Origin of the sequence: Vibrio sp. T20 (genome assembly GCF_007858795.1) — a bacterium.
Classification (GTDB): Bacteria; Pseudomonadota; Gammaproteobacteria; order Enterobacterales; family Vibrionaceae; genus Vibrio; species Vibrio satsumensis.
In genome coordinates this window covers 24,179-38,558 of the sequence record NZ_VFEB01000069.1, presented here as the reverse complement: position 1 = coordinate 38,558, position 14,380 = coordinate 24,179, and the positions used below count along the sequence as shown (strand labels likewise).

Genomic DNA, 14,380 nt, shown 5'->3' with positions numbered 1-14,380 from the left:
CGTTAGATACGTACAATAGGCTCATAAATTTTATGGAGAAGTACGTGTGAAATTATTTTTTGCTTCAGACCTACACGGTTCGCTGCCAGCAACAGAAAAAGTATTAGAGCTATACCAAGCATCTGGTGCGCAATATTTGGTTCTATTGGGTGATATTCTGAATCATGGTCCAAGAAACCCGATTCCAGAGGGATACAACCCGCCGGCGGTTGCAGAGAAGTTGAATGCGTTTTCTCAAGAGATCATTGCCGTTCGTGGTAACTGCGACAGCGAAGTGGATCAGATGCTGTTGTCTTTCCCAATGATGATGGATTACTCATGGGTACTGCTTGAGTCAGGTCAGCGTATGTTCTTAACTCATGGTCACCTGTACAACACAACGAAGCGACCAGCACTGAAAGCGGGCGATATTATTGCTCACGGCCATACTCATATCCCAGTTGCTGAATACCAAGATGATATCTTCATTTTTAACCCTAGCTCGGTAACATTTCCACGAGAAGGGAACGCAGCAAGCTATGGTCTATATGAAGACAACACCTTCAAAGTGATCAGCCTTGAAGGTGACCTGATTGTGAGCGGCCAGCTATAAGCTCTCGTAGTCAGTTTCATCAACATTTAATAGGGGGACGGAACTTGAATCTGTCACTGCTATAAAAAGGCTTATTTTGAGTCTACGTGGCCGAGGTCTCTGTCTGGAGCAATGATGTTTCGCACTCTTTGCTTCAGAATTTTAGCCTCTGGAAAACCTTCATCTGTTTTTCTTTCCCAAATCTGTACACCATTACAAAAGATTTCGAATCTGCCTCCGGTATCTGGATGCAAGCTTACTTGTTCAATTTCCTCACTGAAGGTATGAAGCAGCTCTTGGCATAACCAACTAGAACGAAGCATCCAATTGCACTGGCGACAGTAATATATGGATATGGAAGCCTTAGCAATTGATGTCGCTGTTTGAGTAGGTTCTGTTCTCATGGATGCTCCTCTAAACGCTATAATAGTAATTTCCTACTGGTATCATTGCTCCAATGACGAGATGGAGCACGGATAGCAAAAAAGGGGCGTCATGCCCCTTTTCCTATTGGTTAACCGTTTCATGGTATTAGCCATTGGAATGCAGTAAATAGCTTTCCAATCTTAGTTTGAAAACAATACGGTAGAACCATGATTTAAGCTAGTCAGTAACAGTGCCTTCGGGTTAACGATGTCAATGCGACGGCTTTGCTCAGCGTCCATCTTAATGACTTGAGTGATAAGCTCTAGTTGTTCTTCAGAAAAGTCTTGGCGCTGAGCAGAAGTCACATCTTTAAACTCTGTTGGTGAAACCAGTAAGTAGTTATCGTTAATATCCCACTGACCTGTTTCAGAGATGTTGATGACATTTGCAGGTGCCGTTTGAGTGCCGTACAGTCTAACCACAGACATTCTCAGGTACGTACCATTGGGTAGGTACTTTGCATTCGACGACAGTTCAACTTTACGAAGTGGGCCAATTGAATCAGCTTGTTTGTTATCGCTAATTAGAGTCACCATTTTCGATTGCCATTCATGCTGAGTAAGCAAGCGCTCTACTTTTGCATCGCTGCCCCAATGTAGCCAACCACTTAAAAACGCAGATAGAACCAGTAAAATAATTGATACTTTTAATTTCATGTTACTGACCACCGTTACAAATGTCGTTTACATCCGACTGGTTTGCGTAAATTCTTAGGGTTACATTTTCGCTTGAGTACTCTTGCGGGTGAATGTAGTTGAGAGCAAGGTTGTTGGTTTGTCCACCTGTTGCAATCACTTCAGTCGGCTTTAGCATACCAGTGTGATTAGTGTTGTAACGCAATACACACTTCTCTATCGCTGGCAGCCAACTACTGAGATCTGGGTGATTAATCGGTGATTGAACTTTTACACCATCCACTTCTGCCAATGTTTTGAACTTAGACTCTGCCGGGTTAGTAAACGTTAATACCAAAATTGGCATGATGAAAGCAGCAAGCAGTAACGAAAACGTTAACCACTTATCGGTGCGTTTTGCCGGAGTCGCAACAGGAGTTGTTGCTGGTTCTGCTTCAACCTTAGTTTCTTGAACGTTCGCAATCGGTTCAGGTTCAACCGTTTCAGTGCTCGCTTCTTCAGCCGCTGTCGGTGTTGCAAACGTTAGGATAGGTTCTACGTCATTTTCTGCAATTTCAGCCGCTACTGGCTGATCATTTGATGAAAATGGGGCAGAGCGCTCGACTGTCGCAATAAATTGGTAACCGCGCTTAGGCACTGTTTTTACGAATTCTGGAGACTTGGTCGAGTCTTTAAGCATCTTTCTCAGAGTCGATACTGCTTGCGTCAAGCTTGAGTCATCAACCTCAAAGCCTTGGTCTCGCCAAACATACTCATGTAATTCATTGCGAGTGATAACTTCATTGGGTCTTTCTGACAGCATCAGGAGAATGCGGCTTTCATTGCTGCCAAGACGTACGACTTCGCCGTCGCTCAGTTGGTCAACAAGTGAGTTGCTGTTTGGATCGAATACGAACCGCTGTGCGAGAATAAACTTTGTGCCGATATTGCTCATTGAATTCTTCTATTTTGGATGATTTTGGGTGCGAAATAGACAAATCTCAGGTGAAGTTCCGTTAATTCTTCACCAAATCATGGCTTCTTTTATGTTCTTTTATATTTATCAGACTCAAGGATAATAAAAACAGATCAAAAAAACAGTGTTTTTATGATTTTTGACCTTGAATTTACATTTGTCATCCTCATGTTAATGAACAGAAGAGTGGCATCAAGTGTTACGCCCCTATGATTATTCAACATAAAGTATAGATGTTTTGGAGTAAAAATGAGCGAAACGGCAACGCAAAATAAAGAGACTCGTGGCTTTCAATCTGAAGTAAAACAACTACTTCATCTAATGATTCACTCACTGTATTCAAATAAAGAAATCTTTTTACGTGAGCTGATCTCTAACGCATCTGACGCGGCTGATAAGCTTCGTTTTCAAGCTCTATCGAACGGTGACCTTTACCAAGGTGATGCAGATCTAGGTGTAAAACTTTCATTCAACGCTGAGGCAAATACATTAACGATTTCTGATAACGGTATCGGTATGAGCCGTGACAACGTTATTGAACATTTAGGCACAATCGCTAAATCAGGCACTGCAGACTTTTTCTCAAAGCTATCTGAAGACCAAAGCAAAGACTCTCAATTGATTGGTCAATTTGGTGTTGGTTTCTACTCTGCATTCATCGTTGCTGACGCGGTAACGGTTCGCACACGTGCCGCAGGTCTTGCAAGCAATGAAGCGGTGCAATGGCACTCTGCTGGTGAAGGCGACTACACAATTGAAGACATCACGAAAGAGTCTCGTGGTACTGACATCATTCTTCATATGCGTGAAGACGGTAAAGAGTTCTTAAATGAATGGCGTCTGCGTGAAGTGATTGGTAAATATTCTGACCACATCGGCATTCCAGTTTCTATCTTCACAGCTGTGAAAGATGATGAAGGTAAAGACACCGAAGAGAAACACTGGGAACAGATCAACAAGGCGCAAGCGCTTTGGACTCGTAACAAGTCTGAGATCGAGAAAGAAGAGTACCAAGAGTTTTACAAGCACGTATCTCACGACTTTGCTGATCCACTAACCTGGAGCCACAACAAAGTTGAAGGTAAGAACGACTACACAAGTTTGCTTTACATCCCAGCAAAAGCGCCTTGGGATATGATGAACCGTGACCACAAGAGCGGTTTAAAACTTTATGTACAGCGTGTATTCATCATGGATGATGCTGAGCAGTTCATGCCATCTTACATGCGTTTTGTGCGAGGCTTGATTGACTCAAGCGATCTGCCACTGAACGTGTCTCGTGAAATTCTGCAAGATAACAAGGTAACTCAGTCTCTTCGTGGCGCATGTACTAAGCGTGTACTGACTATGCTTGAGCGCATGGCGAAAAATGATAACGAAAAGTACCTAGAGTTCTGGAAAGAGTTTGGCCTAGTAATGAAAGAAGGCCCAGCGGAAGACATGGCGAATAAAGAGAAGATCGCTAGCCTGCTTCGTTTCTCATCAACGGAAGTGGACTCGGCTGAACAAACCATCAGCTTAGCGTCTTACGTAGAGCGCATGAAAGAAGGCCAAGATAAAATTTATTACCTAACCGCGGATAGCTACGCTGCTGCTAAGAACAGCCCACACTTGGAGCAATTCAAAGCAAAAGGTATTGAAGTGGTTCTAATGTACGATCGCATTGACGAGTACGTAATGAACTATCTGACTGACTTTGACGGTAAACAGTTCCAGTCGATCACTAAAGCGGGCTTAGATCTAAGCAAGTTCGAAGGTGAAGAAGAGAAAGAGAAACAAAAAGAGACAGAAGAAGAGTTCAAGTCTGTTGTTGAGCGCACTCAATCTTACCTAGGTGGTCGTGTTAAAGAAGTTCGTACGACCTTCAAGCTAGCAACAACACCTGCGGTTGTTGTCACTGACGACTTCGAAATGGGCACGCAAATGGCTAAGCTTCTTGAAGCTGCGGGTCAAGCGGCACCGGAAGTTAAGTATATCTTTGAGATTAACCCTGAACACGCACTTGTGAAACAGATGGCTGATGAAGCTGATGAGCAAGCGTTCGGCCGTTGGGTTGAATTACTCCTTGGCCAAGCTATGCTAGCTGAAAAAGGCTCAATGGAAGATCCGTCACAATTCTTGGGTGCAATCAACGAGCTACTAACAAAGCGTTAGTCTTTCGACTTTAGGTTAAGTCAATAATTGTAATAAAAAGCTCGCAAATGCGGGCTTTTTTTATGAACGTCGCTGAAAATTGACCTAACGTGGTCAACGTCACCGTTATCGTCACAACAAATGTTGTCGATGCATTCTTTAGTCGTAAATTCAGCCAAATTGAATATTAATGTGATAGAATGCTCGACCTAATCAGCTGGGGCTAGGAAGCTACTATCTCCAGTTGTATGATTTTTAAACGTTATACCGAAACTTACCGTTTTGCTTCTGTTCACAGTTTTGCTTAGCCTCAATGGTTACTTAACTCTTTCTGTTCATCCTAAAAATGAGCAAGAATGGAGGGATAGTGAGCTTCGGTATAAATCATAATTTTATAAGAGGATTAAACATGCGCATCATTCTTCTAGGTGCTCCTGGCGCGGGTAAAGGTACTCAAGCTAACTTCATCATGAACAAATTTGGTATCCCTCAAATTTCAACTGGTGACATGCTACGTGCTGCTATCAAAGCGGGTACTGAGCTTGGTAAGCAAGCAAAATCAGTAATCGACGCTGGTCAGCTAGTTTCTGATGAAATTATCCTTGGTCTTATCAAAGAGCGTATCGCTCAAGATGACTGTGAGAAAGGTTTCCTACTAGACGGTTTCCCACGCACAATCCCACAAGCTGATGGCCTAAAAGAAATGGGCATCGCTGTTGATTACGTTGTTGAATTCGACGTAGCTGACGATGTGATTGTTGAGCGTATGGCTGGTCGTCGTGCTCACCTTCCTTCAGGCCGTACATACCACACTGTGTACAACCCGCCTAAAGAAGAAGGTAAAGATGACGTAACTGGTGAAGAGCTAGTTGTACGTGATGACGACAAAGAAGAAACAGTTCGTGCACGTCTAGGTGTATACCACGATCAAACAGCTCCGCTAATCTCTTACTACGGTAAAGAAGCTGAAGCAGGTAACACTCAGTACCTTAAGTTTGACGGTACTAAGCAAGTTGCTGAAGTTAGTGCAGAACTTGAGAAAGCACTAGCATAATTGGCTAACAGCCAGTTTTAGAATTTGATATATTGGAAGCGACCTTAAGGGTCGCTTTTTTTGTTTCAATTTTTAGTACGATACCAATCTAGATAATTCGATTACACATCGTTCAAGACGAAACCGTTTTTGATGAAGGTGGCTCACAATCGAAAGTAGATGTTGTGATATCCCGTTTAAAGAATGATTATTCAGACATTTAGTGGGAAGCAATGATCTTAAACTTATGCAGATTAGTATATTACTTTCCAGAAAATCACATATTGGTCTCAGGTATCTATGGAAAATAATAAAAAGCAGGGCGTTTTACTGGTGAATTTAGGTACGCCAGATTCTGCGACCCCAGCTGGCGTTCGTCGATTTTTGAGTGAGTTCTTGCACGACAAGCGAGTAGTAAACCTAACTCGTTGGCTTTGGTGTCCTATTCTGCATGGGGTGATTCTTCCTATTCGTTCACCTAAGGTTGCGAAGCTATATCAGTCGGTTTGGATGGATGATGGATCACCTTTGCTCGTTTACTCGCAGAGACAAGCGGAAAAGCTAGAGAAAAAATTAGAGATGCCGGTTGCATTGGGAATGACCTATGGTAACCCAAGCCTTAAGACGGGTATCGAACAACTGATGGAGCAGGGCGTTGAAGACGTTATTGTATTGCCTTTGTACCCTCAGTACTCAGGTACAACGACAGCGGCTGTTTCTGATGGCTTAACCAAAGCTTTTAAGCAGATGCCTGTAATCCCAAGCTATCGCTTTATTCGCGATTACTATTCACACCCGAGCTATGCCAAAGCACTGGCTGAAAGCGTTCGCAGTCATTGGGATCAAAATGGTAGAGCTGATCACTTGGTTTGTTCGTTCCACGGCATTCCGAAGCGCTTAGCTGATGAAGGCGATATCTATCCACAGCACTGTGAAGCAACGACAAAACTGCTTGCAGCAGAGCTAGGTTTATCTGAAGAAGACATCACCATGACCTACCAATCTCGATTTGGTCGAGAGGAGTGGTTGAAGCCATACACTGATGAGACGCTTGAATCACTGCCAAACAAAGGCATCAAGAAGATCGATATCATGGCGCCTGCATTCTCGGTGGATTGCTTGGAAACATTGGAAGAGATTTCAGACCAGTGTAAAGAGACTTTCATCGAAGCTGGTGGCTCAGACTTTAGCTACATTATGTGTCTTAACGATAGAGACTCACATATCGACATGATGGCTGAACTGGTAGCGCTTCATCGCTAATTGATGTGTCGATTGAATAGATAACAAAAGGGCTGCTCATTGAGCAGCCCTTTTTGATCTTGATGTTTCTTCTTGAAATGGATCTAGATATTAAGCCACCGACGTTTCTGCTGTCTCAGCTTTTGGTTCTGCTTCAAGCGTCATGTTGGTTTCTACACCATGCATCCATGATACAAGCTTACCAGCACAAAGAAGCAATAATACGCCACTAATTGTTGCTGTAATCGCGATACCACCAAAGATAGACATCGCGCCAAGTTCACCAACGTGAGAACCCACTAGGCCTGCTACGTAGTTTGCAACCGCATTGAAGCCGAACCAAGCACCCATCATTAGTGATGCTAAACGAAGTGGAGCTAGCTTAGTGACCAACGACAGGCCAATAGGCGATAGACAAAGCTCACCAAGGGTATGGAAGAAGAATGCACCTACTAGCCATAACATCGATGTTTTCACTGTTAGGTCGCCACCTTGTTCCATTACCGCACCCATCATGCACACAAAGCCAAGTGCTAAGAAGAACAACGCCATCGCAAATTTAACCGGTGAGTTGGGTTCTCGCTTACCTAGTTTCACCCAAAACGCAGCGATGATCGGTGCAAGTGTAATGATGAAGAATGGGTTCAGAGATTGGAACCAAGCAGCAGGAACTTCAAAACCACCAATCATACGGTCAGTATATTGTTGAGTGTAGATGTTCATTAGGCCGCCAGCTTGTTCAAAGCCAGCCCAGAAAACGATCACGAACAGACCCATAATCAGAATAACTTTTAGTCTGTCGAATTCTTCTTTAGTCAGTGGCGCTTTCTCTTTCGATTTGTTCAGCTCTTTTGCTCGAGCAGCCGCAGGTACAGAACCGATGTTGCCTAACCAAGATTGAGCCATCGTCATCTGCATGATCAAGCTAATAACCATACCAATACCAGCAGCCAAGAAACCTGCTTTCCAGCCGAATGAATCGACTGCTGCACCCGAAATCAAGCCACCAAGTAGTGCGCCTAAGTTGATGCCCATGTAGAAAATGGTGAAAGCACCATCACGGCGGTTATCACCTTCCTGGTACAAGTCGCCAACCATGGTCGAGATGTTTGGCTTAAACATACCGTTACCACTGATAAGCAGTGCTAAACCAAGGTACAGAGCGTTGACTTGGTCTAAGCCAATAAAACCGTTAGGTAGGGCAAGTGTGAATTGGCCTAGAGCCATTAATACACCACCAATCAGGATCGATTTACGTTGTCCTAGGTAGTTATCGGCAATCCAGCCACCAATTAATGGTGTGATGTAGACTAAACCCGTGTAGATCCCGTAGAGATCGAGTGCGTCTTTTGTTGACCAACCAAGGCCACCATTAAGGGTGGTATCAGTTAAGAATAAAACAAGAATTGCACGCATTGCATAGTAGGAGAAACGTTCCCATAGCTCTGTGCTAAATAGTAGAAATAGGCCTCTAGGGTGGCCAAAGATGTTGTGGTTGCTTGGCATAAGTTTTACTAATTTTAGGTATTAAAAGATTTTATAGTCATTCATGTATACACAGTGGGATAAAAGTCTGCAATAGACGTATTTTATGGTTACGATAACTTGATTTGGTTAAGTTGTTGATATTAATAGTATTTGTTTTTAATGTTGCCCATTTAGGATGTGCTGCAAACTAATTTTCCAGATTTGAGTTGGTTGGTTGATAACCGTTTTAAACGATCTATCAAATAAAAATGTTTAGATGTATTTGTCTATTATATCATTTTGAGTTTAAATGGAATGTCGTTCCGATTCGGGTGCGGTATACATATGCTTACAACAATGAGTCTTTTGATCTCTAAATGATCCTTGTACAATGCTTAACCACTTTCGATACCTATAACTTTTTGTTGATAAATTGGTCTGCTACGCATTATTTCTTGTTAGTAACGACTCATTTTATGAATGGCGATTTAACCGTTTTAGGCATGTGGTAAAATATCTAAAAATATAAAATGGCTAGTTAAATGAAACGTTGGTATTTGCTTTACTGTAAGCGAGGTGATCAAAAACGCGCTCAGCAGCACTTAGAGAATCAAGGGGTAGAGTGCTTTTACCCTCAAATAGAAGTCGAAAAGGTGGTGAGAGGGAAAGAAAAGCAGGTCAAAGAACCGCTGTTTCCGTCTTACATCTTTGTTCGCTTCGATTATGAGCAAGGTCCTAGCTTCACGACCGTTCGTTCAACACGTGGCGTTGTGGACTTTATTAAGTTCGGTGCTCGGCCGCACGAGGTCCAAGGAGACTTAGTGTTTGAGCTCAAAGAGTTCGAGAAGTGCTGCAGCATAGAAACTGAAGATTGTTGTGTTGAGTTTGAATCTGGGCAGGTAGTTAAGATTCAGAGTGGCCAGTTTGCTGGAGTAGAGGCTATTTTCCATCAAAAGGATGGAGAAGCACGCTCTATTATGCTCGTTAAGATGATCAGTCAAGTTGTGCCGATCAGCATAGAGAACGAAGCACTACAAGCTCATGCATAGTGCAGTAATAAACAAATAGGCTTAAAAAAAGGCGCATCATGCGCCTTTTTTGTTTTTGACTGGTTAGACCTAGACCTAGACCTAGTAAGAGTCGTTGTGAACAGCTTGTACTGCGCGTCCAGATGGGTCGACACAGTTTTTGAATGACTCATCCCACTCAATCGCTTTCGCTGATGAGCAAGCAACTGAAGGACCACCAGGCACACATTCTGCCGCTGATTCTAGAGGGAATAGCTCCTCAAAGATTTCACGGTAAGCATAACCTTCTTTTGTTGTTGGCGTGTTGTAAGGGAAACGGAACTTAGCAGCTTCCATTTGTTGATCCGTTACTTTTGCTTCAGCCGTTGCTTTCAATGTATCAATCCAATCGTAGCCAACACCATCAGAGAACTGCTCTTTTTGACGCCATGCGATTGAATCTGGTAGGTAGTCTTCAAAACACTCACGCAGGATGTGCTTCTCCATCTTACCGTTACCACACATCTTATCTTCAGGGTTCAGACGCATTGCGACATCGATGAACTCTTTATCCAAGAATGGTACACGGCCTTCAACCCCCCATGCCGCTAGCGATTTGTTTGCACGAGCACAGTCGAACATGCTTAGAGCAAGCAGCTTACGTACTGTCTCTTCGTGGAACTCTTTCGCGTTTGGCGCTTTATGGAAGTAAAGGTAGCCACCAAAGATTTCATCAGCACCTTCACCAGACAGTACCATTTTGATGCCCATTGCTTTGATCTTACGAGCAAGCAAGTACATTGGCGTTGATGCACGAATCGTCGTTACATCGTAAGTCTCGATGTGGTAGATAACATCACGGATGGCATCTAAGCCTTCCTGAATAGTGTAAGTCATCTCGTGGTGAACAGTACCGATCTTGTCCGCAACTTCACGAGCAGCGATAAGATCTGGCGCGCCTTCAAGGCCAACAGCGAATGAGTGCAGTTGTGGCCACCAAGCTTCAGATTGCTCATCATCTTCGATACGCATCGCAGCAAAGCGTTTAGCAACGGCAGAAGTAATTGATGAATCAAGGCCACCAGATAGAAGTACACCGTAAGGAACGTCAGTCATTAGTTGACGTTTAACAGCTGCTTCTAGCGCCTCAGTCAGTTCTTCTTTGCTTGTGCTGTTACCTTGTACTGCAGCGTACTCGTTCCAATCGCGGATGTAGTAGCGTTGAGGTTCTACATCTTTCGAAGAGTAGAAGCTACCAGGAGGGAATTCACTGATCGTTTTACATACTTCAACCAATGCTTTCATCTCTGAAGCAACGTAGTAGTTGCCGTGCTCATCGTAACCTTGGTAAAGCGGGATAATACCAATATGGTCGCGGCCCACTAGGTACTCGTCTTTCTCTTCGTCGTATAAAACGAATGCGAAAATACCGTTAAGTTCTTCTAGAAGGTCTGCACCCATCTCTTGGTAAAGCGCTAGGATAACTTCACAGTCAGAATCAGTCTGGAACTGGTACTTATCTTCATAGCGTGCGCGAAGTTCTTTGTGGTTATAAATTTCACCGTTCACTGCAAGAATGTGCTTTTTGTCTTGGCTGTATAGTGGTTGAGCACCACTGTTCAAGCCAACAATAGCAAGACGTTCATGAGCAAGGATTGCTTTTTCACCTGCATAGATACCAGACCAGTCCGGACCACGGTGACGAAGCTTTTTAGACATTTCTAAAGCAATAGGGCGAAGTGCTGCGGCATCACTTTTAATGTCGAGAATGCCAAATACTGAACACATAGAACTTCCTTTTAAATAATTTCCAAATCAACTGCATTCAATTTGCCATTCTGGCTAAAAAAAGCAACCGGATATGAGCAAAAAAATAATATAAAGGGTGTTATGTTAGAAATTATCTAATTTTTATGTGTTTTTGATGTGTGACGTTTAATTGCGGTTGGTTTTTTAAACAAAAACCTCTCAAAAGTGTGAAAAATAGGCAGTTTTGAGAGGTTTAGTTGAATACAGTTTAATGCTAGATTTTATTGATATTTGGATTTAACTGCTCGCAAACGTGGCGAGCAAAACCACTACCAGCCTCGCTGTAAATGTTAAATGCCGCATCAACGCCATTCTCTTTCAGTGTTTCGAGTTGATCTGGATATTCAGCAATAGCTGCAATCTGGCCTTTAAAGTTACGTGACTTCAGTTGTTCTAAAGCGGTTTGATTACCTTGGTGGTGAGGCATTGCCAAAATTACCAGTTTTACGTTTGCTGTATCTAAGATTCGTTCCCAAAAATCTGGGTCTGTCGCATCGCCAGAAATCACGTTTCTGCCATGGCTTCGGTGGTTGTGCGCGGCTTCTTCACGAACTTCGACCCCTAGGCTGACTTTACCATAGCGAGAACGTAATTCGTCATAAGCACCAGTACCAATTCGGCCCATACCAAGAATAAGTACTTGGGCACGACCTGGGTCAATTCGCTTATCACGTCGGTGAAGCTTTTCTGACGCATGCTCTTTCAGCCATTTACCTGACTGCTGATAGAGTTTATGACCTGCTCGGTTTAAAGGTGCAGCGATTAAGAATGACAGTGAAACCGCAATGGCGACGGCAACTAAGATATCACCAGACATCCAACCCATCTTGAAGGCGAGGCCACCAACGATGAGGCCAAATTCGCTGTAATTAAATAGTGATAGAGAGGCGAGTAGAGATGTTCGAACACGGAACTTGAAACGGTTAAGCACTAAGAAGTAGAGAACCCCTTTCACTGGCAGCATCAGTAAGAACAAAACTGCAAGCATAAAGCCTTGAATGGTTGGTTGCTCTGACAAACCAATGTTCAAGAAGAAACAGACAAGGAAAAGTTCTTTAAGGTTAAACAGCGATTTTGATAATTCTGAGGCTTTTGGGTGACCAGCCAGTAACATACCTAGAACAAGAGCACCCAGGTCTGGTTTAACACCAACCAAATGGAATAAACCAGCACCGACGACTAATGCGAAGAAGATGCCGGATAGAACTAGCATCTCACCATGACCAACCCAATCGAGCACTTTGTAGAACAGTGGACGTAATAAGGGCAGGGCAAATAGAGCAATCGCATACCACTCAGGTATTTTGCCCGTAGAAGCCGTTAGGAATACTACGGCGAAGATATCCTGCATGACCAAGATACCAATCGCCAACGTTCCGTAGGTCGCATTCATTTCGCCTTTCTCTTGCAGAGTCTTAACCGCAAATACGGTACTAGAGAATGAAAGAGCAAAACCGAGCAGAACGATCTGTTCTACCGACATGGCGGCTAGCGATGAAATACCTAAGAATTTAAAACCAAACAGGGCGACGGCGAAAAACAGAGTGGATAAAAGGTTGTGGATTGTCGCGCCAGCCCAGATCTCCTTAGAGAGTAGGGTTTTTATGTCGAGTTTTAAGCCGATAGTAAATAGAAGCAGCGTGACACCAAGGTCAGCCAAAGTAATGATGGTGTCATTGGTTTCAAAGCCAAAGGCAAAAAGCCCAAAGCCTGCAACCAAAAAACCAACTAATGGGGGAAGGTGACACTTTAAAGCAATAAATCCTGCGATAAACGCAGTGGATATTAATATAAGTTCCATAACTTGTTGTTGTAGTTCCCTAGCTTAAAAAAACGGGCCGTGTTCATACAAACACGGCCCGCGGAAAATCAGAATTGTTTTTCTTTAGTCTTCGAGAAGCTTTTGAAGCAACACACCGTTGAGCATAGCGCGCTTGATCATTGCAAAAGCTCCCATCGTAGGATGTTTATCGATCTGTGATGCTACAATAGGCAAGCCGCTATGGAAAGTCGTTAACGACTGATTCTCTACATTGCGCTTAATTGCAGGGAAAACAATCTCTTGTGCCTTGGTAATATCACCGGCAATGATAACTTTCTGAGGGTTAAATAAGTTAATCGTCATCGCGATAGCTTTACCTAACTGGTTTCCTACTCGAACTAAGCTTTGCTTGGCTAGTTCGTCACCATTGATCGCGTGATCACAAACATCTTGGATCGTAATTCGTTCAAGCTCTGTTAAAGAAGACTCGTAGCCTTGCTTAATCAGCTTCTGCACTCGCTCAACGATAGCTGGGTTTGCGGCTACGGTTTCAAGACAGCCGAAGTTACCACATTGGCACTGCTCGCCTAGCGGATCAATTTGGATGTGACCAATTTCACCGACGTTACGGTTATGGCCTAAGAAAACTTGACCATTAACGATAATACCTGCACCTGTACCACGGTGAACACTGACCAAAATAGAATCTTGACTGTCTTTACTTGCTCCGAAGTAGTGCTCAGCAAGCGCCATTCCTCGAACATCATTCCCAACAAAACAAGCGACATGGAATGTGTCGCGAATAATATCGCTTAATGCGAGGTTATCGATGTCTGTGTTTGGCATGTACTCAACGACACCTGTCGTCGGGTTAACCAAGCCTGGAAGAGTGACACCAATGGCAATCAGTTGGTCGATCTTTGGTTGATGTTCAGCAATGAAAGCCTTCAAGTTATTGACCAAGCCTTGAGTAAGGTCTGATTGGTCGGAATAATTCAGGTCTTGCTGCTGGAAAGCCAACTCACGACCACCAAGGTCATGCAGGCTTATTTGAATATAGTCTCGGCCTAAGCGCACAGCGACAGAATGAAAAGGCTCTACTTCTGTGGTCAGGGAGATAGCGCGTCTACCGCCAGTAGACGCTTGCTGCGCGACCTCTTTAATTAGGCCGCGCTCTAAAAGTTGGCGGGTAATTTTTGTAACACTTGCCGGTGCGAGTTGGCTTACATCAGCCACTTGTATACGACTGATAGGCCCTTGTTGGTCTATTAGTCGGTATACCGCCGCACTGTTTAGTTGTTTAACTAAGTCTACGTTACCTATTTGTCCGCCATTCATAC

At 43.5% G+C, this 14,380-nt stretch carries 12 protein-coding genes; 5 read left to right on the top strand and 7 right to left on the bottom strand.

All coding sequences use genetic code 11. The features are described from left to right. Window positions 1-46: 46 nt before the first annotated feature. Complete coding sequence (yfcE, locus tag FTW16_RS05710; RefSeq protein ID WP_146490384.1) at window positions 47-592, top strand: phosphodiesterase; 546 nt, start codon at window positions 47-49, stop codon at window positions 590-592. 71 nt (window positions 593-663) lie between these two features. Here the strand turns inward: yfcE and FTW16_RS05705 are convergent, their stop codons facing one another. The 3 genes from FTW16_RS05705 to FTW16_RS05695 all read right to left on the bottom strand — a co-directional run bounded on the left by FTW16_RS05705 (window position 664) and on the right by FTW16_RS05695 (window position 2,566). Further along, a complete protein-coding gene (locus FTW16_RS05705) occupies window positions 664-942 on the bottom strand; it encodes a SelT/SelW/SelH family protein (RefSeq protein WP_146490399.1) in 279 nt (92 codons plus the stop codon). A 195-nt stretch (window positions 943-1,137) separates the two neighbouring features. Continuing rightward, window positions 1,138-1,653, bottom strand: coding sequence for a regulatory protein ToxS (locus FTW16_RS05700; protein WP_061019528.1), 516 nt, complete (start codon window positions 1,651-1,653; stop codon window positions 1,138-1,140). A 1-nt stretch (window position 1,654) separates the two neighbouring features. Beyond that, on the bottom strand, window positions 1,655-2,566 hold the full coding sequence (locus FTW16_RS05695; protein ID WP_146490383.1) for a transcriptional regulator: 912 nt from the start codon (window positions 2,564-2,566) through the stop codon (window positions 1,655-1,657). A gap of 270 nt (window positions 2,567-2,836) precedes the next feature. On the opposite strand from FTW16_RS05695, the gene htpG reads away from it, so the two are divergent. The 3 genes from htpG to hemH all read left to right on the top strand — a co-directional run bounded on the left by htpG (window position 2,837) and on the right by hemH (window position 7,016). Then, window positions 2,837-4,741 carry a molecular chaperone HtpG gene (gene htpG, locus FTW16_RS05690; protein WP_146490382.1) on the top strand — a complete coding sequence of 635 codons (1,905 nt, stop codon included), beginning with the start codon at window positions 2,837-2,839 and terminating at the stop codon, window positions 4,739-4,741. A gap of 388 nt (window positions 4,742-5,129) precedes the next feature. Continuing rightward, window positions 5,130-5,774: an adenylate kinase gene (gene adk / locus FTW16_RS05685; RefSeq protein WP_048660860.1), complete on the top strand. Its 645-nt coding sequence runs from the start codon at window positions 5,130-5,132 to the stop codon at window positions 5,772-5,774. 279 nt (window positions 5,775-6,053) lie between these two features. Continuing rightward, complete coding sequence (hemH, locus tag FTW16_RS05680) at window positions 6,054-7,016, top strand: ferrochelatase (protein WP_137001204.1); 963 nt, start codon at window positions 6,054-6,056, stop codon at window positions 7,014-7,016. A 90-nt stretch (window positions 7,017-7,106) separates the two neighbouring features. Here hemH and FTW16_RS05675 read toward each other — a convergent pair whose 3' ends face one another. Next, window positions 7,107-8,501: a peptide MFS transporter gene (locus tag FTW16_RS05675; protein WP_123311293.1), complete on the bottom strand. Its 1,395-nt coding sequence runs from the start codon at window positions 8,499-8,501 to the stop codon at window positions 7,107-7,109. 503 nt (window positions 8,502-9,004) lie between these two features. Between FTW16_RS05675 and rfaH the strand changes: the two genes are divergently transcribed. After that, window positions 9,005-9,511 (top strand): transcription/translation regulatory transformer protein RfaH, encoded by a 507-nt coding sequence (gene rfaH, locus FTW16_RS05670; protein ID WP_146490381.1) that lies wholly within the window; start codon window positions 9,005-9,007, stop codon window positions 9,509-9,511. A gap of 81 nt (window positions 9,512-9,592) precedes the next feature. Here the strand turns inward: rfaH and asnB are convergent, their stop codons facing one another. The 3 genes from asnB to FTW16_RS05655 form a co-directional block, all read right to left on the bottom strand. Then, a complete protein-coding gene (gene asnB / locus FTW16_RS05665) occupies window positions 9,593-11,257 on the bottom strand; it encodes an asparagine synthase B (protein ID WP_146490380.1) in 1,665 nt (554 codons plus the stop codon). Between the two features lie 235 nt (window positions 11,258-11,492). Then, a complete protein-coding gene (locus tag FTW16_RS05660) occupies window positions 11,493-13,079 on the bottom strand; it encodes a cation:proton antiporter family protein (RefSeq protein WP_086716115.1) in 1,587 nt (528 codons plus the stop codon). 84 nt (window positions 13,080-13,163) lie between these two features. Next, window positions 13,164-14,378: an ROK family protein gene (locus FTW16_RS05655; protein ID WP_061019534.1), complete on the bottom strand. Its 1,215-nt coding sequence runs from the start codon at window positions 14,376-14,378 to the stop codon at window positions 13,164-13,166. Between the last annotated feature and the right edge of the window lie 2 nt (window positions 14,379-14,380).

Coding starts and splice junctions, on each gene's coding strand:
- FTW16_RS05700 (WP_061019528.1), bottom strand. CDS start 1,653: ATGAAATTAAAAGTATCAATTATTTTACTGGTTCTATCTGCGTTTTTA.
- FTW16_RS05695 (WP_146490383.1), bottom strand. CDS start 2,566: ATGAGCAATATCGGCACAAAGTTTATTCTCGCACAGCGGTTCGTATTC.
- htpG (WP_146490382.1), top strand. CDS start 2,837: ATGAGCGAAACGGCAACGCAAAATAAAGAGACTCGTGGCTTTCAATCT.
- adk (WP_048660860.1), top strand. CDS start 5,130: ATGCGCATCATTCTTCTAGGTGCTCCTGGCGCGGGTAAAGGTACTCAA.
- hemH (WP_137001204.1), top strand. CDS start 6,054: ATGGAAAATAATAAAAAGCAGGGCGTTTTACTGGTGAATTTAGGTACG.
- FTW16_RS05675 (WP_123311293.1), bottom strand. CDS start 8,501: ATGCCAAGCAACCACAACATCTTTGGCCACCCTAGAGGCCTATTTCTA.
- rfaH (WP_146490381.1), top strand. CDS start 9,005: ATGAAACGTTGGTATTTGCTTTACTGTAAGCGAGGTGATCAAAAACGC.
- asnB (WP_146490380.1), bottom strand. CDS start 11,257: ATGTGTTCAGTATTTGGCATTCTCGACATTAAAAGTGATGCCGCAGCA.
- FTW16_RS05660 (WP_086716115.1), bottom strand. CDS start 13,079: ATGGAACTTATATTAATATCCACTGCGTTTATCGCAGGATTTATTGCT.
- FTW16_RS05655 (WP_061019534.1), bottom strand. CDS start 14,378: ATGAATGGCGGACAAATAGGTAACGTAGACTTAGTTAAACAACTAAAC.